Source organism: Micromonospora sp. BQ11, from assembly GCF_052068135.1.
Lineage (GTDB): Bacteria > Actinomycetota > Actinomycetes > Mycobacteriales > Micromonosporaceae > Micromonospora.
Genome location: NZ_JBQHDB010000011.1, coordinates 186,852 through 206,037 on the forward strand (window position 1 = coordinate 186,852; position 19,186 = coordinate 206,037).

A 19,186-nucleotide genomic window follows, 5' to 3' on the forward strand; every position below is an offset into this window, starting at 1 on the left:
CCCCACCCAATTCGCTTGACCGGCCTTCGGTGCCCAACTTACCGTGCGGCTAGTAAGGTGACTAGCCGGGCGGCAAGTAAGTGCGGCACTTCTCGCGGGGAGCTTACCGATGACAGAACCAACGCAGACCGAGGTGAGGCCGAACATCCGGCTCATCCTCTTCGGTCTGATGATCGCCATGATGCTGGCGATGCTCGACAACATGATCGTCAGTACGGCGCTGCCGCGGATCGTCGGTGAGTTCGGCGGGCTGGACCACTTCACCTGGGTGGTCACCGCGTACGTGCTCGGCACGACCGTCTCGACCCCGATCTGGGGCAAGCTCGGCGATCTCTACGGCCGCAAGTCGGTCTTCCTGACCTCCGTGGTCGTCTTCCTCGTCGGCTCGGCGCTCTGCGGTATGGCCGGCTCCGACCTGCTCGGCGGCCCGAACGACGGCATGGTCGAGCTGATCGCCTTCCGGGCCGTCCAGGGACTCGGGGCCGGCGGTCTCATGGTCGGCGTGATGGCGATCATCGGTGACCTGGTGCCGCCGCGGGAGCGGGGCCGCTACCAGGGCATGATCGCCGGCATCATGGCGATCGCGATGGTGGCCGGCCCGCTGGTCGGCGGCTTCATCACCGACAACCTGTCCTGGCGCTGGGCCTTCTACGTCAACCTTCCGCTCGGCGGCGTGGCCCTGGTGCTGCTCATCGCCACCCTCAATCTGCCCCGGCACCGCACCGAGCACCGGATCGACTGGCTGGGCGCCGCGCTGCTCTCGGTGGGCATCACCGCGATCGTGCTGATCACCACGTGGGGTGGCAACGAGTACGACTGGACCTCGCCGCAGATCGGCGGCCTCGTCGTGCTGGCCGTGGTCACGTCGGCGGCCTTCGTGGTCGTCGAGCGGCGGGCCGCCGAGCCGATCCTGCCGCTGGGGCTGTTCGCCAACCGCAACTTCGCGCTGATCTCGCTGATCGGCTTCCTGCTCGGCTTCGCGATGTTCGGGGCGATGAACTTCCTCCCGCTCTACCAGCAGACCGTGCAGGGGGCGTCGGCCACCAACTCCGGCCTGCTGCTGCTGCCCCTGATGTTCGGCATGCTCGTCGTCTCGCTCGTGGTCGGCCGCGCGATCACCAGGACCGGGCGCTACCGGGCCTACCCGATCATCGGTGGCGTGGTCATGGCCGTCGGCCTGGCCCTGCTGACCCGGCTGGACGTCGACACCGGCAAGGTCGAGTCCTCGCTCTACATGGTCGTGCTCGGCGTCGGCATGGGCTTCCTCATGCAGACCACCATGCTCATCGCGCAGAACAGCGTGGAGCAGCGGGACCTGGGCGCCGCCAGTGGCGCCGCCACCTTCTTCCGGTCGATCGGCGGCTCGTTTGGCATCTCGCTGTTCGGGGCGATCTTCGCCAACCGGCTGGCCGACTCGCCGGCGGGCGCCGCGTTCGGCGGTGGCGGCGGCGAGGCGGGCGCGGCGATGGACCTGGAGCGGCTGCGGGAACTGCCGGGACAGGCCCGCGAGCTGATCCTCGGCGGCCTGGCCGATTCGATCTCGCACGTCTTCTTCTGGGCGGTGGTCTTCACCGTCGCCGTGCCGGTGCTCGCCTGGTTCATCCGGGAGATCCCGCTGCGCACCTCCAACGACACCCCGCCCCGGCAGGCCGGCGAGGAGCAGGCCGAGATCGCCCTCGCCAAGGCCCCCACGCCCTGATCCCGTCCCACCGCACGCAGTACCGCGCCGCGCCGTCCCCGTCCGGGGTCGGCGCGGCGCTGCCGTGCGACGGGTCAGCGGCGGCGGACGACGGTGCCCAGGAAGCGCCGGACCCGGTTCAGGAGGGCGCGGACGCCGCGCGCGTCGGTGGTCGGCGGGCGGATGCCGGCCAGCGCGGTGGCCAGGGCCCGTGCCCCGGGGGCCAGGTCGGGGGTGGCCAGCGCCAGGTGGGCCACCGAGACCGCGATCGGCACCGGACGCAGCCGCGCCACCTGGGCCACGTCGTCGAGCCGGTCCGCCACCACCCGGGCCACGTCGGCGCGTACGGCGGGGTGCACCCAGGCGGCGGTGACCAGAGCGAACAGGGCTGCCTCGGTGACCCAGTCCTCCACGCCCCACACCAGGTCGAGCAGCACGCGGCGGCGGGTCGAGTCGTCCCACGGTTCGTCGGTCCGGTGGTGCAGCAGACCCAGGCAGGCCCAGACCTGCACGCTGCGTACCCACAGCGCCGGGTCCTGCCCGCCGAGCACCCGGCCCAGCGCGGTGGACGGCGCCTCCGGCGGGTGGACCAGGAGACCGAGCAGGTCCGACAGGTCCAACGTGGCCAGGCCGACCGCGCCGTCGTACGCCGCCGGGGGATGCGGCCACGCCGGGTGGGCGAGTTGCCGTACCCGCTCGCACGCCTCGGGTGAGGGTGCCGGTACCGCCGGTTCGACGGTCGTGTCCGTGTAGCGCCAGAGCCGCCGGGCGGTCGGCCGGCGGGGTTCGCGTGGGTCCGGGTCGACCCCGTCGGCCATCTCGACGCGCAGGCCGGGCGCGGTCGTCACGAGGGTACGCAGGGCGCTCGGCGGCACCGGCACGTCCAGCCGCACGGCGACGCCCAGGCCCAGGTGGTCGTCCGCGACGACGCGGCGCAGCGCGTCGGCCACCGGCCCGTCGGCCGGGGTGACCTGTCCCAGCCACGGCAGGCCCCGGCAGCACTCGGCGAGGTCGCCGTGCTCGTGGCTGTCGTCGGGATGGTCCCGCACGAAGTCGGCGAGCGCGACCAGGTGGGCGACGTCGCCGTCGCGCTGGTGGCGCAGCCGGTGCGCGGTGTGCACGGCACAGTCGAAGGAGGGGTCCCGGGCGAGGGCCCGGTCGATCCAGTCCAGCGCCTCGTCGAGCCGGCCGTCGTCGGCGAGGGTGCCGGCGATGTCGGCGTACACGGCCAGGTCGTCAGGGTCGTGCGCGACGGCACGGGTCAGCGCGGCCAGGGCGTCACGGGTGCGGCCGGCGCTGCGGTACGCGTACCCGAGCCAGACCTCGCCGATCTTGGACGGCGCGACGCGTACGCCCCGGGTGGCCCAGCGGACCGCGAGCGGGACCTCCCCGAGCCGCCGGGCGAGCGCGGACGCCGCGCCCAGCAGCAGCCCGTGCTCGGGGTGGACGGTGACCGCGTTGCGGGCCAGCGTCAGGTACGCGGCCAGCGCCGCCCGGCCGGCCCGGGGCACCGGGTCGGGTGCGGCGGCACAGACCTGCATGAGGACCCGGGCGGTCCGGTCCGGGTCGAGGCGTTCGGCGAGGTCGGGTGTGGTCACCCAGGGCACGCCGGCCCAGTCCGTGCCGGGGGCGTGGTTGGTCGCCGCGACGAGCAGGTCCAGTCCCTCGGCGGGCCGGCCGGCGGCGGCGAGCAGGTGGGCCCGGGCGACCACCGTGCCGACGAAGGCGTGGTGGTGCAGCGGGAAGAGATCGACGGCGCCGTCCCCGCCGGCCGCGACCAGCCGGGCCAGGGTCTCGTGCACCTCGGGCAGCGTCGGGGCCTGCGCCAGCGCGGCGGCGACGTGGGCGGCGGCGTGCTCCAGGTCGCCGGTGTCCAGGGCCCGTCGGGCCAGCACCAGCTCTTCCGCCGCGGGCAGCGCCCGGTCGTCCTCGGCCACGTCGTCCTCTCGCTCTCCACCTGCTCGGTGAGGTCGGGCCAGCCTAGGTGATGTTGGACCGCGGTAGTGATCAGGTGCGCAGTCTTGATCGTTCGATTGCTCTCACCAGATCAAAGATGCAAGACTGAGCACCAAACGCGCGGCTATCGCGCATCGGGAGGAGTTTCTGTGACGCGTCCAGGGGCCGGCATGGCGGCCGACATCGACGAGCAACCCGCCGGTTACCAGCGGTTGCTCTCCGCCGAACACGCGGGAGAGATCGCCCGGGTGGCCGCCGTGATCGCCGAGCGTCGGCCCCGGCACGTGGTCTTCACCGCCCGGGGCACCTCCGACCACGCGGCGCTCTACGGGGCGTACCTGACCGAGATCCGCCTGGGCCTGCCCGCCGGGCTCGCCTCGCCGAGCGTGGTGACCCTCTACGACGCCCGGCCCGACCTCTCCGACGCGCTGGTCGTCGGCGTCAGCCAGAGCGGCGGCTCGCCCGACCTCGCCGAGGTGCTGCGCAGCGCCCGCGCCTCCGGCGCGCTCACCCTGGCCGTCACCAACGCCCCCGACTCGCCGCTGGCCGACGTGGCCGAGCTGAGCGTCGACATCGCCGCCGGCCACGAGCGGGCGGTCGCCGCCACCAAGACGTACACCGCCGAACTGCTCGCCCTGCTGCTGCTCGTCGAGGGCGTCCGGGCCGGCGACGGGGTGCTCCCGGAGGACGAGCGTCGCGCGCTCGCCGCCCTGCCCGAGCTGGCCGCCCGCACCCTGGACGACCCCACCCCGGCCCAGCTCGCCCCGCGCTACCGGTTCGCCGCCCAGTTGGTCACCACCGGCCGCGGGTACGCGTACCCGACCGCGCGCGAGGCCGCGCTCAAGCTGATGGAGACCTCGTACCTGCCGGCGCTGGCCTTCTCCGGCGCCGACCTGCTGCACGGCCCACTCGCGATGACCGACCCCGACGTGCCGGTCCTCGCCGTGGTGGGCTCCGGCCCCGGCGGCCGGTCGATGGGCGAGGTGCTGCCCCGCCTCGGCGAGCGGCGCGCGGACGTCGTCGTGGTCGGCTCGGCCGACGTGGAGGGCGCCACCCGGATGGCCGTGCCCGACGTCGACGAGCGGTACGCCCCGCTGCTGGATATCCTTCCGTTGCAGCGGCTGGCGATGGCGCTGGCGCTGGCCCGGGGCGAGGACCCGGACGCGCCCCGGGGCCTGAAGAAGGTCACCGCGACGAGGTGACGCCCGCCGGCCGCGACGGACGCCGCGCGGCGTGGCACGCTGGTCTGCGTGTCCACGCTGCGCGACCTCGCCGAGGAGCACACCCAGCTCCGTCCGGCCGACATCGACCACCTGCACCGGATCGCCGGCGACTGGCAGTTGCTCTCCGACCTCTCCTTCGCCGACCTGCTGCTCTGGGTGCCGGTGGACGCCGACGGAACCTTCCTCTGCGTCGCCCAGGTGCGGCCGACGACCGCGCCCACCGCGTACCAGGACGACCAGGTGGGCCGGATCGTCGGCGGGCCCGAGGTGGCGCACCTGGAGGTGGCCCACCGGCAGGGCCGGATCTGGCGGGAGGGCGACCCGGTCTGGTACGGCGACGTGCCCGCCCGGCACGAGGCCATCCCGGTCCGGCTGCGGACCGCCGGCGGTGAGGCCGGTGAGGTCGTCGCGGTGGTCGGGCGGGACACCAACCTCTCCACCGCGCGCACCCCGAGCCAGCTGGAACTCAACTACCTGACCACGGCCGACGACCTGGCGCAGATGATCGCCGACGGCACCTTCCCGCCGCCCCGGCACCCCGGGGAGACCACGTCGGCTCCCCGGGTCGGCGACGGGCTGGTCCGACTCGACGCCGGCGGCAAGGTCACCTACGCGAGCCCGAACGCGCAGTCCGCGTACCGGCGTCTGGGCCACGCCTCCCACCTGGTGGGCGAGGATCTCGCGGTGCTGCACCGCCGGCTGGCCGCCGACCCGCTGGAGGGCACCGACGCCGCCAACGGCATCCTCGCCGCGTTGCGCGGTGAGGCACCACCACGACGCGAGATCGACGCACGGGGAGCGACCATGCTCACCCGGGCGCTGCCGCTGATGCCCGCCGGCGTGCCGATCGGCGCGCTGGTCCTGGTCCGCGACATCACCGAGGTACGCCGACGCGACCGCGCCCTGATCACCAAGGACGCCACCATCCGGGAGATCCACCACCGGGTGAAGAACAACCTCCAGACGGTCGCCGCGCTGCTGCGCCTCCAGGCGCGCCGGGTCTCCATGCCGGAGGCCCGGGTCGCGCTGGAGGAGTCCGTCCGTCGGGTGGCCTCCATCGCCCTGGTCCACGAGACGCTCTCCATGTCCAGCGACGAGGCGGTCGAGTTCGACGGGATCGTGGACCGGGTGGCCAGCGCGGCGACCGAGGTGGCGGCGACCGAGTCGACGGTGGGCATGCGTCGCAAGGGCAGCTTCGGCGTCCTGCCCGCCGAGGTCGCCACCTCCCTGGTGATGGTCCTCAACGAGCTGCTGCTGAACGCCGTGGAGCACGGCTTCCCGCCGGCGCCCGAATCGTCCCCGACCGCCGCCGGGCCGTCCGGTCCGGAGGGGTCGGTGGTGCCGGTGGTGCCCGTACCGGAAGCCGGGGCCCCGGTGCCGGAGGTCGTGGTGTCGGCGCACCGCTTCCGCAAGATGCTGCACGTCTCCGTGGCGGACAACGGGCAGGGACTGCCGCCGGACTTCGACGCCGAGCGGGGCGGCAACCTCGGCCTGCAGATCGTCCGCGCCCTGGTCACCGGCGAGCTGCGCGGCACCATCGAACTGCGGGCCGGCGCCCACGGCGGCACCGAGGCCGTCCTGGTCGTCCCGCTGACCCGGACGCCCGGTTCCGGCCCCTGACCGGGTCATCGCCGGCCGAGCAGGGCGACCGTGAGGCCGGGGCGCTGCCGGACCTCCTCCACGCGGAACCCCGTCCGCAGCGCGTCCCCCTTCGCGCCGGGCACGGCGGCCAGCGGATCCGGCCGGCGGCCGGCCACGACCAGCCAGACCCGGTCCACCCCGGCGAGGCACGGGGCCGGGCGGTCGCACTCGGCGGCCCACAGGTCGCCGCGGCTCACCTGGTCCTCGGTCACCAGCACGTCGCGGGGGAGACGGTCGTCCAGGTGGTACGCGAGCCCCAGATCGAGGAAGAGCCAGCTCTCCCGGGGCGAGTAGACGACGGCGTCGCCGGGCTGCCGTTGCTCCCCGACGATCCGCGCCGCGCCCCGGTAGTCGACGGTCGCGCCGCGCGGCCACTCGTGCGTCCGGCGCAGCGCGAACTGGTCGGGCAGGCCGAGGAGACCCGCCAGGACCACCACCGCCAGCGCCGGCGGCAGGGCCACGGCGGCCAGTGCCGCACCGGCGAGGACGCAGGCGAACGGCACCACGAAGACCAGGTACCGGGGAACCCACAGCGGCGTGACCGACCCGGCGGCGAACAGCACCACCACGGGCAGCAGCACCGCGCAGCCGGGCAGCAGCGCACGCCGGCCCAGCCGCGCCGCGCCGAGCGCGGCCAGCCCGACCAGGAGCCCGCCCACCACGCCGCTCTGCGCGACCCCGCCGGCCAGCGCGGCCAGGTCCGCGGGCCGGGCGATCTCCACCCAGTCGAGCTGCCGCCCGCGCTGGGTCCGGGCGAGCAGGACCAGGGGGGTGACGACCAGGGCCGCCGGCAGCACCGCGAGGACCCAGCGACCCAGCCGCCGTGCCCGCTCCGGCGTCCCGCCCGGCCCCGGCGCGAGCACCCCCACCGCGTGGGCCGCGAGCAGGGTGAGCGCGACCAGGTGGACCAGGCCGAGCGCCGCGACGACGAGGGCGTACGCGGTCCAGTGCCCCGGCCCGCCCCGGCGCAGCGCCGCGACCAGCAGCAGGGTCGCGGCCACCGCGAGCAGGGTGGCCAGCGCGTACGGACGGGCCTCCTGGCCGTACCGTGCGGTGCCGGGGAGCACCGCGAACAGCAGGCCGGCGAGCAGTCCGGCCCGGGAGCCGGCGAGGCGCGCGCCGAGGACCGCGGTCAGTCCGGCCGCCACGGTCATCGCGAGCGCGGACGGCAGCCGCAGCGCCGTCACCGAATCGCCGGCCGGCGCCACCCAGCCGTGCATGAGCAGGTAGTAGGGGCCGCTTGCGGCGTCGATGGTCCCGGCGAGCCGGACCAGATCGCCGACCGGACGGGTGGCGGCGCTCCAGGTGGCCAGTTCGTCGCGCCAGGGCTGCGCGTGGCCGATGCCGGTGAGGGTGACCGCCAGGGTGAGCAGGGCCGGCGCGACCCACACGGGCCACGCTGGAATCCGCATCCTGGACAAATCGCCCACAGCTGGAGCGTCCCACACGGGATGCCGCGCCAGCGCCCGTGATGTGGGATCCCGCACGCGCTCATTGGCTCGCCCTGTGAGCGTGTGGCAGCATGGCGTGCATGACCGCCGCTGTCGTCCGCCGCTTCGTGGCCCGTCGCCACGTCGACTACGGCCGCGTGCGCAGCGCGATCTGTCCGGCCCACTGACGACGCCCGACCACTCTGTCTCGGGCGCGCTCCGCGCCGGCTGTTCCGACACCGTTGTCTCCCGCCCGTTGTGACGGGCCGGCCGCCGCGCTCCGCGTATCCCGAGGCACCGCAAACAACGGAGGACGCCGCGATGGCGGTCAGCAGCAGCACGGCCCGGCCCGAGGACCCGACGGCACGTCCCGTCCGGGCCCCCCGCCGCCCGCGCGGCGAGGGTCAGTGGGCGCTCGGTCACCGTGAGCCGCTCAACCCCAACGAGCGGATCAAGAAGGACGACGACCCGCTCAACGTCCGCGCCCGGATCGAGAACATCTACGCCCACCGGGGCTTCGCGTCCATCGACCCGCAGGACCTGCGCGGTCGGTTCCGCTGGTGGGGGCTCTACACCCAGCGCAAGGCCGGCATCGACGGCGGACGCACCGCCGTGCTGGAGCCGCACGAGCTCGAGGACGAGTTCTTCATGCTCCGGGTGCGCATCGACGGCGGCCAGCTCAACCTGGCGCAGCTCCGCGTGGTCGCCGACATCTCGCGGGAGTTCGCCCGGGACACCGCCGACATCACCGACCGGCAGAACATCCAGTACCACTGGATCCGCGTCGAGGACATGCCGGAGATCTGGCGCCGCCTGGAGTCGGTCGGTCTCCAGACCACCGAGGCGTGCGGCGACTGCCCCCGCATCGTGCTGGGCAGCCCGGTCGCCGGGGTGGCCGAGGACGAGCTGCTCGACCCGACGCCGGCCATCGACGAGATCGTCAGCCGGTACGTCGGCGACAAGGCGTACTCGAACCTGCCGCGCAAGTTCAAGACGACGATCTCCTGGCTGCCGGACACCCCCCACGAGGCGAACGACATCGCCTTCCTCGGCGTGGAGCACCCGGAGCACGGCCCCGGCTTCGACGTGTGGGTCGGCGGCGGCCTCTCCACCAACCCGATGCTGGCCAAGCGGCTCGGTGCCTGGGTGCCCCTGCACGAGGTACCGGACGTCTGGGCCGGCGTGGTCGGGATCTTCCGCGACTACGGCTACCGCCGGCTGCGCAACCGGGCCCGGCTGAAGTTCCTGGTGGCCGACTGGGGCGTGGAGAAGTTCCGCGAGGTGCTGGAGAAGGAGTACCTGGGCCGCACCATGCTGGACGGTCCCGCCCCGCAGCTGCCGGAGAAGCCGATCGACCACATCGGCGTGCACCGGCAGCGCGACGGCCGCAACTACGTCGGCGCCGCCCCGGTGGTCGGACGGGTGTCCGGCGGGCAGCTCACCGCGTTGGCCGACATCGTCGAGGCGCACGGCAGCGGGCGGGTGCGGCTCACGCCGTACCAGAAGCTGCTGGTGCTGGACGTGGCGCCGGAGCGGACGGACTCCCTGGTGGAGGCGCTGCGGGGGATCGGCCTGGAGGCCCGGCCGTCGGCGTGGCGGCGCGGGACGATGGCCTGCACCGGCATCGAGTACTGCAAGCTCGCCATCGTCGAGACGAAGGCGCGTGGCGAGGAACTGGTGGCCCGGCTGGAGGAGCGGCTGCGCGAGTTCGACGCGGACATCTCCATCCACATCAACGGCTGCCCGAACGCCTGCGCCCGCACCCAGGTCGCCGACATCGGCCTCAAGGGTCAGCTGGTGGTCGGCCCGGACGGCCAGCAGGTGGAGGGCTTCCAGGTGCACCTGGGTGGCGGCCTCGGCATGGCGCAGGGGCAGACCGCCGGGTTCGGCCGCAAGCTGCGCGGCCTGAAGACCACCGCCGACGAGCTTCCCGAGTACGTGGAACGACTGGCCCGCCGCTACCTGGCCGGCCGGACCGAGGGCGAGACGTTCGCCAACTGGGTGATCAGGGTCGACGAGGAGGAACTCAGGTGAGTGAAACCCGTTCCGTGCCGCTGTACTGCCCGTACTGCGGCGAGGAGGACCTGCGGCCGAACGAGACCGGCCACGGGGCGTGGGAGTGCCACGCCTGTGCCCGGGTCTTCAGCGTGAAGTTCAACGGCCTGCTGAGCCGGGGGGTGACCCGGTGAACGCGCTGCGGTCCGTCGCCGACCTGGGTCTGGTCGGGCTCGGCGGCCCGAAGCCGGCCGATCCGACCCGGCGGAGCCCGGAGGAACTGCGCGCGCTGGCCGAGGCGGCCGGCCGTGACCTGGAGGGCGCCCCCGCCCTGGAGATCGCCCGCTGGGCGGCGGAGACCTTCGGCGACCGCTTCTGCGTCACCAGCTCGATGGCGGACGGCGTGCTGGCCCACCTGGTGTCCCGGGTCGCGCCGGGGGTGGACGTGGTGTTCCTCGACACCGGCCTGCACTTCCCGGAGACGCTGCGCGTCCGTGACGAGGTGGCCCGCACCCTGCCGGTCACCGTCCGCTCCATCCGGCCCCGGCTCACCGTGGGTCAGCAGGACGGGGAGTACGGGCCCCGGCTGTTCAACAGGTCCCCGGACGAGTGCTGCCAGCTGCGCAAGGTCGAGCCGCTGGAGCGGGCCCTCTCCGGGTACGACGCCTGGGCCGCCGGCCTGCGCCGGGACGAGTCGCCGACCCGCGCGAACACGCCGGTGGTGACCTTCGACGCCCGGCGGGGCAGGGTCAAGGTCAACCCGATCGCGGCCTGGAAGCAGGCCGACGTGGACGCGTACGTCGCGCGCTGGAAGGTGCCGGTGAACGAGCTGTTCCGGCAGGGCTACGGCTCGATCGGCTGCTGGCCCTGCACGCGTCGCACCAGGGCGGGGGAGGACCCCCGAGCCGGCCGTTGGGCCATGTTCGAGAAGACCGAGTGCGGCCTGCACGTCTGACTCCGACCGCGGATCCCGTGGTGCTGGTCGCCCATGGGAGCCGGGATCCGCGGGCGGCCGAGGCGACCCGCGCGCTGGCCCGGGCCGTGTCGGTCGTCCGCCCCGGCGTGCCGGTGGTGGCGAGCTGGCTGGACCACACCGAGCCCGGGCCCACGGCCGTGCTGCGGGACCTGGCGAAGGCCGGGCACGCCCGTGCGGTGCTGGTGCCGCTGCTGCTCACCGCCGCGTACCACCGTCGGGTGGACATCCCGGCGGCGGTCGACGCCGCCCGCGAGGCGGGGGCGACCATCGCGGTACGGGTCACCGACGTGCTCGGACCCTCCGGCGGGACGGTCGACGAGGGGCTGCTGACCGGTCTGCGGCGACGGCTCGGCGAGGCCGGGGCGGAGGGCTTCGACGGGTTGGTGCTGGCGGCCGCGGGCACCCGGGACGCCCGGGCACGAGCCTCGGTGGGTCGGGTCGCGGCGGCCCTGGGTGACGCACTGTGCGTGCCGACCCGGGTCTCGTACGCCTCGGCGGCTCCGCCGGCCGTGGACGCCGCCGTGGCGCACCTACGGTCGCGGGGAGCCCGCCGGGTGGCGGTGTCGGCGTACTTCCTGGCGCCGGGCCTCTTCCACGACGCGGTGACGGCGCGGGCGCGCGCGGCCGGCGCGGTGGCGGTCTCCGCCCCGCTGACCGACGCCCCGGAACTGGCCGACCTGGTCCACCGGCGGGTCGACGAGTCGGCCGGCTGACCGGGCTTCCCGCGGTCCGGGTCGGAACAGCGGAAAGCCCCGATCGGGCGGACCCGATCGGGGCTTTCCGACTTCGCGTCGGATCAGGCGGAGTGAGCGCGCAGCACTCGGATGCCACCGCGACGCTTGACGGCGCGGCGCTCCTCTTCGCTCATCCCGCCCCAGACACCGGCGTCCTGGCCGGACTCCAGCGCCCACTGGAGGCACTGGTCGGTCACAGGGCAGCGCCGGCAGACGGCCTTCGCCTGCTCCACCTGCAGGAGGGCCGGACCGGACGTCCCGATCGGGAAGAACAGCTCCGGGTCCTCGTCGCGGCAGACGGCATCGTGGCGCCAGTCCATGGCGGCAACACTCCTCATTCTGGATGGGTGGCAGATATTGCAGTGGTGCTTTTCCTATATGCATCCGCACGCCGACAGTGACGGTTCGCGTCCGACCATTCGGCGGTGCGTGAGCAGGCTGTTGTAGCCAGGGACCTGCTGGAACAGCTCAACCTATCGAGCATATCCAGGCAATGTCCCGGTAACTCAAGTTCGCTTGTGAATACTTTCACGAACAGTCGCGATGTCAAGGGTGGCGCAGGGAAAAACTCCGGGCGGTGAGCAAGCCCACAACCCATTTGTCCAGATTTGCCGGGCGTTCAGTTACCCGGAGTACCACAGTCGAGGATCAATATAGTACAGTGCTCGTGACATTGCTGACATTTCCGGCACCTGTTTCCCCCTCGGCGTGGCGGCTGCGTACGCGGTGCGGCTGCGAGCGCGTTGACCTAGGGCAGTACCCGAGACCTAGCAGATTACTCTCAGTGCGGCGGGAACGGATGTGAATCTGACTTTCTCCCGGTCACCGAGATAGTCGCCGTCCAGCTGGAAGGCCTGTGCACGGCTCGAGAGCAGGGTGAACTCCGCCACGTCGTGCAGCCGGAGCACCTGACGCCCGTGCGGATCCGCTTGCCGGGAGAAGAACTGCGTCACAGTCCGTGTCGTACTGGCGACGCGGAGCTGACGCAGGGCGAGGACGTCCAGTCCCAGGTCGAACGACGCGCCCGGATTCGGATTGACCTCGCGGTCGCCGATGTACGTCCAGGGCGCGGTGTTCTGGATGATCACCGTGCCCAGTTCCTCCTCGGCCGGCTCACCGGGGCGCTCCAGCGTCACGGCCGGATGCCGACGGTCGGAGGCGAGGAAGTACTGCCGGACGAAGGACCGGAAGTAGAGCGAGGGCGTGGAGACCCGGCCCCGGCGACGGGCCTGTTCCACCCGGTGGATCACGGCGGCGTCCAGACCGAACCCGGCGCAGAAGGTGAAGTAGCGGTCGTCGGCCCGGCCCAGCCCGATCGTCCGGTGCCGGCCCAGTCGCATGCCCTCCAGGATCATGCTGGTGCCCTCCGGCCACTCCCGGGGCAGGCCGAGCGCGCGGGCGAAGACGTTCGTGGAACCGCCGGGCACGGTGGCCAGGGCGGGAAGGCGTTCGGCCGGCGTGGCCCCCGGATGCATGGTCGGAGGCACCGCGGTCATGAGGCCGTTGACCACCTCGTTGACGGTGCCGTCGCCACCCAGGGTGACGACCACGTCGACGCCCTCCTCGGCTGCCTCGCGGGCCAGCACGGTGGCGTGGCCCCGCCGACGGGTGTACCGCACGGAGAGGTCCACCTCGCTGCGCAACGCCCGGACCAGCACGTCCCGGCTGCGCTCACTGGTGGTGGTGGCCTTGGGGTTGACGACCAGAACGGCCCGCATGGGCGGCACTGTACCGCGCGGGGCCACCGGTATCGTGACGCCCGTGGCCATCGACTCCGACCCGATTCCCGTCACGCTCCGCTGGGCCGTACGGATCCTGCGGGCCGAGGCGGTCGCCGTCGGGCTCATCGCGGCCTGGCTGGTCTGGGCCGATCTCACCGCCGAGACCACCGACCTGCCGTCGGCGCTGCTGGTCACCGCGTTCGCGGTCGGTGCGGCGGCGGCGCTCTGGGCGCTCGGTGGTGCGTTGGCCCGCCGCCGGGCCGGCGCCCGTGCCCCGGCGATCGTGCTCCAGCTCATGCTGCTGCCGATCGGGTGGTTCATGATCCAGGGCGGCCTGGGCTGGCTCGGCGTGCCGCTGATCGTCCTCGGGCTCGGCACCACCGCACTGCTGGTGAGCACCCCGACCAACCGCGCCCTCGGCTTCGAGTGACCATCCGCCCGCCGGGTGGGCGCCGGTCACGGACCCGGGGACCGGTCAGTAGCCGGAGCCGCGCCGGGTCAGCAGGGAGATGGTGGCCCGGCCGCCGGCGGCCTGCGCCGACGCGGACGTGGTCAGCGCGGTCAGCACCTTCCACGCGAAGGACGACTCGGCCGGAAGCTTCGCGCCCCGGACCGTCGGGACGGTGACCTCGACGGTGAGCGCGTCCTCGGTGACCGCGAAGCGGCAGTCCAGCTCGGCGTCGCGGGTGGCGATGGCGAGCAGCATGGCGCACGCCTCGTCGACGGCGATGCGTAGGTCCTCGATCTCGTCGAGCGCGAACTGCAACCGTGCGGCGAGACCGGCGGTCGCGGTGCGGAGCACCCCGAGGTAACCGCCGTCCGCGGGCACGGTGAGGTGCACGATGTCGTCGTCGGTCGTCGGTTGCCCGGTCAGTTGAGTCACGGCTCATCCCCCCGGTCGGGGACTCTACCCGGTTGGCCGGGCCGACGTGTGGGCACGGCCACTCGCCTGCGCGGCGAGGTCGGTGAGCGCGTCCCCGGCAAGGCGGTACGGGAGCCAGTCGTCGACCGTCCGGGCGCCGATCGCGGCGTAGAAGCCGGCGGCCGGGTTCCAGTCGAGCATCACCCACTCCAGCCGGCGGTAGCCCCGCTCCACGCAGATCGCGGCGAGGGTGGCCAGCAGCAGCCGGCCGGCGCCGGTGCCCCGCGCCTCGGGACGGACGTACAGGTCCTCCAGGTGGATGCCGTGCACGCCCTCCCAGGTGGAGAAGGTGAGGAACCACAGCGCGAAGCCGACCGGCCGGTCGTCGGCATCGACGGCCACGTGCCCGTACACCGCGGGCGTGGGGCCGAAGAGCGCGGTGGCGAGCTGCTCCGGGGTGAGGTGGCACTGCTCCGGGGCGCGCTCGAAGGCCGCCAGCTCGTGCACCATGGCGACGACGGCCGGCACGTCCTCGGGACGTGCCGGCCGGATCGTCGGTGCCGGAGGAGCGAAGGTCACGCCTTCTTGGTCTCCCAGAAGATCTTCGAGATCTCGTCGATCTTCTGCAGCAGCTCGTCGGCCTTGGCGGGATCGGTCGCACCCTTGGCGCCGGCCGCACCGGCGGCCTTGGTGGCCTCGTTGAAGAGCTGGTGCAGGTGCGGGTACTTCTCGAAGTGGGCCGGCTTGAAGTAGTCGGTCCAGAGAACCCACAGGTGGTGCTTGACCAGGTCGGCGCGCTGCTCCTTGATCAGGATGGCGCGGGTGCGGAACTCCGGGTCGGTGTTCGCCTGGTACTTCTCGCAGATCATTTTGACCGACTCGGCCTCGATCCGGGCCTGCGCCGGGTCGTAGACGCCGCACGGCAGGTCGCAGTGGGCACTCGCGGTCACGCGGGGCGTAAGGATGCGCGGAAGTCGCATCGGATTCCTCCATGGGAAGTTTGCGATGATCCAAGACGACATTACTCCTGGAGCCGCTTCCCGAGGTGGCTGGAGGTGAAACCGATGACCGCGCGACGGCCGGGGTCCGCCCCCCGGCTGCGGTGGCCGCTCACCGCCGTACTCGTGACGGGTCCGTCCATGTCCCCGACGCTGCGGCACGGCGACGCGGTGCTGGTGCGGCGCGGCGGTCGCGCCGTCCGGCCCGGGGACCTGGTGGTCGCCGTCTTCCGCACCCGGCCCGAGCTGCTGGTGGTCAAGCGCGCGGTCCAGACCACCGACGGCGGCTGGTGGCTGCGCGGCGACAACGACCTGGTGACCGACGACTCCCGGGCGTACGGGGTGGCCGACGTGCGTGGGCGGGTGGTCGCCCGCTACTGGCCCAGGCCGCGACTCTTCGGGCGGCAGCAAGTATGACCCTACTCACATACCATGGCGAGGCTCGACACTATGCTCGCAGGTGTCCGGGTGACCCCCCGCACCATGTGCCGCCGCTCGTCGCCTCACCTCGCGTCCCGACCGGCCGCTCCATCTGTTCGACAGATCCTGGAGTCACCATGTCACCGTCCACCGTGGACCCCGCTGATCCCGTCTTCCGGCTGCACCGAGGCGGCAAGATGGCCGTCGCCTCGACCGTCCCGCTGACCAGCCGGGAAGACCTCTCCCTCGCGTACACCCCGGGTGTGGCCCGGGTCTGTGAGGCGATCGCCGCCGACCCGACCCTGGCCGACGACTACACCTGGGCCGGGCACACCGTCGCCGTCGTCACCGACGGCTCGGCCGTACTCGGACTCGGCAACATCGGCGCCCGCGCCGCGCTGCCGGTCATGGAGGGCAAGGCCGTGCTGTTCAAGCAGTTCGGTGGCGTGGACGCGGTACCGGTCTGTCTGGACACCCAGGACGTGGACGAGATCGTGGCGGTGGTGAAGGCCCTCGCGCCGTCGTTCGGCGGCATCAACCTGGAGGACATCAGCGCACCGCGCTGCTTCGAGGTGGAACGTCGTCTCGACGAGGCGCTGGACATCCCGGTCTTCCACGACGACCAGCACGGCACCGCGATCGTCGTGCTCGCCGCACTGCGCAACGCGGCCACCCTGCTCAACCGGAAGCTCGGCGACCTGCGCGTCGCGGTGAGCGGCGCGGGCGCCGCCGGGGTCGCCGTGACCAAGATGCTCGTCGCCGGTGGCATCAACCCCGACCAGGTCGTGGTCTGCGACTCCAAGGGCATCATCGGCCGGCACCGCGACGGCCTGACCGGCACCAAGGCCGAGCTGGCGGAGCTGACCAACGCCGACGGCCGGCAGGGCGACATCACCGAGGCGCTGCGCGGCGCGGACGTGCTGATCGGCGTCTCCGGCGGGCAGATCCCGGAGACGGCGGTGGCCGGCATGGCGCCCGGCGGCATCGTCTTCGCGCTCGCCAACCCGACGCCGGAGGTGCACCCCGAGGTGGCCGCCCGGCACGTCGCGGTGGTCGCCACCGGCCGCAGCGACTACCCCAACCAGATCAACAACGTGCTGGCCTTCCCGGGCGTGTTCCGGGGAGCGCTGGACGCCCGCGCGACCCGCATCACCGAGGGCATGAAGGTGGCCGCCGCCGACGCGATCGCCGGGGTGGTGGCCGAGTCGCTCACCGCCGAGGCGATCGTCCCGTCCCCGCTGGACCCCCGGGTCGCCCCGGCGGTGGCCGCGGCGGTGGCCGAGGCCGCCCGCCGCGACGGCGTCACCCGCTGACGGGAAGGACGAACGGTCCGGGGGCGCTCCGGCGCAGCATGCGTCGCCGGACCGTTCGCAAGGGCCCCTTCTTAACGCCTGGTGCAGAGGAAGGGGCCCTTCTTAACGGCCGCTCAGCTTGTTACCGTGCCGATCATGCGTGCCGCCTTCGCCTCCCGCTTCGACGACGCCGACCCGATCGCCGCGCTCACCGTCGGTGACCGGCCCGAGCCGGCCCACCCGGACGACGACTGGGTCACCGTGCAGGTCACCGCCAGCTCGCTCAACCACCACGACCTCTGGTCGCTGCGGGGGGTGGGGCTGCGTGAGGACCAGCTGCCCATGATCCTCGGGTGCGACGCCGCCGGGATCGACCCGGACGGCAACGAGGTGGTCGTCTACCCGGTGGTCGTCACCCCGGGCGACCCGCGCGGGGTCTCCATCCTCTCCGAGCACTTCCCCGGCACCCTTGCCGAGCGGGTGGCCGTACCCCGGTCGAACCTGGTTCCGCTGCCGGTGGGCCTGGCGGCGACGGACGCCGCCTGCCTGCCGACGGCCTGGCTCACCGCGTGGCGGATGCTGACCACCAAGGGCCGCGTCGACGACGCCGAGGCCGTGCTGGTGCAGGGCGCCGGGGGTGGCGTCGCCACCGCGGCCGTCGCGCTCGCCGCCGCCATGGGCAAGAGGGTGTACGCGACCAGCCGCGACGCGGCCAAGCGCGAGCGGATCACCGAGCTGGGCGCGACCGCCGTCGAGCCGGGCGCCCGGCTGCCGGAGCGGGTCGACGTGGTGATCGAGACGGTCGGTGCGGCCACCTTCGACCACTCCCTCAAGTCCGCCGCGCCGATGGCCCGGATCGTGGTCTCCGGCGCCACCGCCGGGCACGAGCCGAAGGTCAACCTGCGCCGCGTCTTCGCCATGCAGCTGGAGATCCTGGGCACCTCGATGGGCACCCCGGACGAGCTGACCGCGCTGCTCGCGTTCTGCGCCGAGCGGGGCGTGCGCCCGGTGGTGGACAGCGTGGTGCCGTTCAGCCGGGTCGAGGACGCCTTCGCCCGCCTGCACTCCGGCGACGTCTTCGGCAAGGTCGTCATCGACCACACCACCTGACCGCCCCGGCTGGCGCCGCGCCCCGTCGCGTTGCGAGGTCGCTCTTTCACGGAAATAGTGGCCTCGCGGCGCGAAACGGCCACTATTTCCGTGAAACTGCGCAGGGACGCGACCCCGGGCGGGGGTCAGAGGCGGTTGTCGAGGGTGGCGATGTCGTCGCGGGCGGCGTCGGTGGGGATGCGGCGCTTGGCGGCCTCGTCGCCGTACAGCGACCAGCGCAGGAACTCGACCGTGGTGTCCGAGACCACCCGCAGCGCCGGCCCGTCGCCGAGCAGCGCCCGGCCGTGGTCGCCCTTCGGCAGGCTCAGCATCGCCTTCGGCCACGGCACCTTGTCGTACGCGGCGCGGCCGGCGGCGTAGTCGACCACCTCGTCCGCCTGGCCGTGCACGAACAACTGCGGGGCGGCGGCGCCGGCGAACGCGGTGCCCACCCCGAGCGCGGTACCGGCGAACACCACTCCGGCGTCGAGCCGCTCGTCCCGACCCGTGGTGAACAGCCCGATCGTGGTCACCCCGCCGGCCGAGTGCCCGGCCGCCGCCACCCGGTCGGTGGCCAACCGGCCCCGCAGCGGGTCGCCGGACCGGCCGTCCAGGGCGAGGACCTGGGTGAGGGCGTACGACACGTCGGCGGGCTGGTTCAGGACGTCGAGGACGTTGCCGTCACCGCCGCGCGAGGTGCGCGGGAAGGTCGGGGCGGCCACCACGAACCCGGCCGCCGCCCAGCGCGTGAGCAGCGTGTCGTAGTCGGCCGGGCGGCCGCCCAGCCCGTGGCTGAACATGACGACGGGGAACTTCCCCTTCGCCGCGTCCGCCGACCGCTCCGGCTCGCCTCCGGCCTTCCCGGCCGCCGGGTACCAGACGGTCACCGGCAGGGGGCGGTCGCCGTCGCGGTTCAGCTTCAGCTCGCGTACGCCCACCGCGAAGGCCCGCTCGGGCGCGGACCCGGCCGGGACGCGCGGCGAGGGTGTGGCGACCTTCGGCGGCTCGGCCGGCACCGCCGGACGGGCCGTCGGGGCGGCATCTGTGGAGCAGCCCACCAGGCCGGCGGTGACCAGGGCGGCGAGCAGGGCAGCGGTGACGCGGGACGACATGAATCCGATTGTGCCTCGCCGGCGAGGACGGCCCGGCCGGGATCGACGCACCGTGCCGG

19 protein-coding genes are annotated in these 19,186 nt (G+C 73.4%); 11 read left to right on the top strand and 8 right to left on the bottom strand.

All coding sequences use genetic code 11. From position 1 onward, the window contains the following. Nucleotides 1-109: 109 nt before the first annotated feature. Nucleotides 110-1,699, top strand: a complete 1,590-nt coding sequence (locus tag ACTMSW_RS22930; RefSeq protein ID WP_441182727.1) for an MDR family MFS transporter — start codon at nt 110-112, stop codon at nt 1,697-1,699. A 74-nt stretch (nt 1,700-1,773) separates the two neighbouring features. Here the strand turns inward: ACTMSW_RS22930 and ACTMSW_RS22935 are convergent, their stop codons facing one another. Next, nucleotides 1,774-3,615 (bottom strand): tetratricopeptide repeat protein, encoded by a 1,842-nt coding sequence (locus tag ACTMSW_RS22935; RefSeq protein ID WP_441182728.1) that lies wholly within the window; start codon nt 3,613-3,615, stop codon nt 1,774-1,776. A 189-nt stretch (nt 3,616-3,804) separates the two neighbouring features. Here ACTMSW_RS22935 and ACTMSW_RS22940 point away from each other — a divergent pair, with 189 nt between their 5' ends. Next, nucleotides 3,805-4,836: an SIS domain-containing protein gene (locus tag ACTMSW_RS22940; protein ID WP_441182777.1), complete on the top strand. Its 1,032-nt coding sequence runs from the start codon at nt 3,805-3,807 to the stop codon at nt 4,834-4,836. 48 nt (nt 4,837-4,884) lie between these two features. Beyond that, nucleotides 4,885-6,477, top strand: coding sequence for a histidine kinase N-terminal domain-containing protein (locus ACTMSW_RS22945; protein WP_441182729.1), 1,593 nt, complete (start codon nt 4,885-4,887; stop codon nt 6,475-6,477). A 5-nt stretch (nt 6,478-6,482) separates the two neighbouring features. Here ACTMSW_RS22945 and ACTMSW_RS22950 read toward each other — a convergent pair whose 3' ends face one another. After that, nucleotides 6,483-7,919, bottom strand: coding sequence for a glycosyltransferase family 39 protein (locus tag ACTMSW_RS22950; RefSeq protein WP_441182778.1), 1,437 nt, complete (start codon nt 7,917-7,919; stop codon nt 6,483-6,485). A gap of 330 nt (nt 7,920-8,249) precedes the next feature. On the opposite strand from ACTMSW_RS22950, the gene ACTMSW_RS22955 reads away from it, so the two are divergent. From ACTMSW_RS22955 to ACTMSW_RS22970, 4 genes are read left to right on the top strand one after another with little or no spacing between them, the layout of a single operon-like run. Next, nucleotides 8,250-9,962 carry a nitrite/sulfite reductase gene (locus ACTMSW_RS22955; RefSeq protein ID WP_441182730.1) on the top strand — a complete coding sequence of 571 codons (1,713 nt, stop codon included), beginning with the start codon at nt 8,250-8,252 and terminating at the stop codon, nt 9,960-9,962. Then, a complete protein-coding gene (locus tag ACTMSW_RS22960) occupies nt 9,959-10,117 on the top strand; it encodes a hypothetical protein (RefSeq protein WP_441182731.1) in 159 nt (52 codons plus the stop codon). Before ACTMSW_RS22955 ends, ACTMSW_RS22960 begins: the two co-directional genes overlap by 4 nt. Continuing rightward, the gene (locus tag ACTMSW_RS22965) at nt 10,114-10,878 is read left to right on the top strand and encodes a phosphoadenylyl-sulfate reductase (protein ID WP_441182732.1); all 765 of its coding nucleotides are present in this window, start codon (nt 10,114-10,116) and stop codon (nt 10,876-10,878) included. Before ACTMSW_RS22960 ends, ACTMSW_RS22965 begins: the two co-directional genes overlap by 4 nt. Then, entirely contained in the window at nt 10,860-11,612 is a 753-nt protein-coding gene (locus ACTMSW_RS22970) for a sirohydrochlorin chelatase (protein ID WP_441182733.1), read from the top strand. The genes ACTMSW_RS22965 and ACTMSW_RS22970 overlap by 19 nt, the downstream gene beginning before the upstream one ends. Nucleotides 11,613-11,695: 83 nt before the next feature. On the opposite strand, the gene ACTMSW_RS22975 is transcribed toward ACTMSW_RS22970, so the two are convergent. Both ACTMSW_RS22975 and ACTMSW_RS22980 read right to left on the bottom strand, forming a co-directional pair. Continuing rightward, complete coding sequence (locus ACTMSW_RS22975; RefSeq protein ID WP_120731728.1) at nt 11,696-11,953, bottom strand: WhiB family transcriptional regulator; 258 nt, start codon at nt 11,951-11,953, stop codon at nt 11,696-11,698. Nucleotides 11,954-12,400: 447 nt separating this feature from the next. Further along, a complete protein-coding gene (locus tag ACTMSW_RS22980; RefSeq protein WP_441182734.1) occupies nt 12,401-13,351 on the bottom strand; it encodes a diacylglycerol/lipid kinase family protein in 951 nt (316 codons plus the stop codon). Between ACTMSW_RS22980 and ACTMSW_RS22985 the strand changes: the two genes are divergently transcribed. Beyond that, nucleotides 13,350-13,784 carry a hypothetical protein gene (locus ACTMSW_RS22985; protein ID WP_441182735.1) on the top strand — a complete coding sequence of 145 codons (435 nt, stop codon included), beginning with the start codon at nt 13,350-13,352 and terminating at the stop codon, nt 13,782-13,784. The two genes, ACTMSW_RS22980 and ACTMSW_RS22985, sit on opposite strands and share 2 nt — an antisense overlap. A gap of 45 nt (nt 13,785-13,829) precedes the next feature. Here ACTMSW_RS22985 and ACTMSW_RS22990 read toward each other — a convergent pair whose 3' ends face one another. The 3 genes from ACTMSW_RS22990 to sodN all read right to left on the bottom strand — a co-directional run bounded on the left by ACTMSW_RS22990 (nt 13,830) and on the right by sodN (nt 15,196). Further along, complete coding sequence (locus tag ACTMSW_RS22990) at nt 13,830-14,237, bottom strand: ATP-binding protein (protein ID WP_441182736.1); 408 nt, start codon at nt 14,235-14,237, stop codon at nt 13,830-13,832. A 24-nt stretch (nt 14,238-14,261) separates the two neighbouring features. Next, nucleotides 14,262-14,726 carry an N-acetyltransferase family protein gene (locus ACTMSW_RS22995; RefSeq protein WP_441182779.1) on the bottom strand — a complete coding sequence of 155 codons (465 nt, stop codon included), beginning with the start codon at nt 14,724-14,726 and terminating at the stop codon, nt 14,262-14,264. A gap of 65 nt (nt 14,727-14,791) precedes the next feature. Then, nucleotides 14,792-15,196, bottom strand: coding sequence for a superoxide dismutase, Ni (gene sodN / locus ACTMSW_RS23000; RefSeq protein ID WP_222955761.1), 405 nt, complete (start codon nt 15,194-15,196; stop codon nt 14,792-14,794). A gap of 69 nt (nt 15,197-15,265) precedes the next feature. On the opposite strand from sodN, the gene ACTMSW_RS23005 reads away from it, so the two are divergent. The 3 genes from ACTMSW_RS23005 (at nt 15,266) to ACTMSW_RS23015 (ending at nt 18,036) form a co-directional block, all read left to right on the top strand. Beyond that, nucleotides 15,266-15,631: a S24 family peptidase gene (locus ACTMSW_RS23005; RefSeq protein WP_441182780.1), complete on the top strand. Its 366-nt coding sequence runs from the start codon at nt 15,266-15,268 to the stop codon at nt 15,629-15,631. Between the two features lie 140 nt (nt 15,632-15,771). Next, nucleotides 15,772-16,947: an NAD(P)-dependent malic enzyme gene (locus ACTMSW_RS23010; RefSeq protein ID WP_441182737.1), complete on the top strand. Its 1,176-nt coding sequence runs from the start codon at nt 15,772-15,774 to the stop codon at nt 16,945-16,947. Between the two features lie 126 nt (nt 16,948-17,073). After that, the gene (locus ACTMSW_RS23015) at nt 17,074-18,036 is read left to right on the top strand and encodes a zinc-binding dehydrogenase (protein WP_441182738.1); all 963 of its coding nucleotides are present in this window, start codon (nt 17,074-17,076) and stop codon (nt 18,034-18,036) included. Between the two features lie 125 nt (nt 18,037-18,161). On the opposite strand, the gene ACTMSW_RS23020 is transcribed toward ACTMSW_RS23015, so the two are convergent. Then, nucleotides 18,162-19,127, bottom strand: a complete 966-nt coding sequence (locus ACTMSW_RS23020; protein ID WP_441182739.1) for an alpha/beta hydrolase family protein — start codon at nt 19,125-19,127, stop codon at nt 18,162-18,164. Nucleotides 19,128-19,186 lie beyond the last annotated feature (59 nt).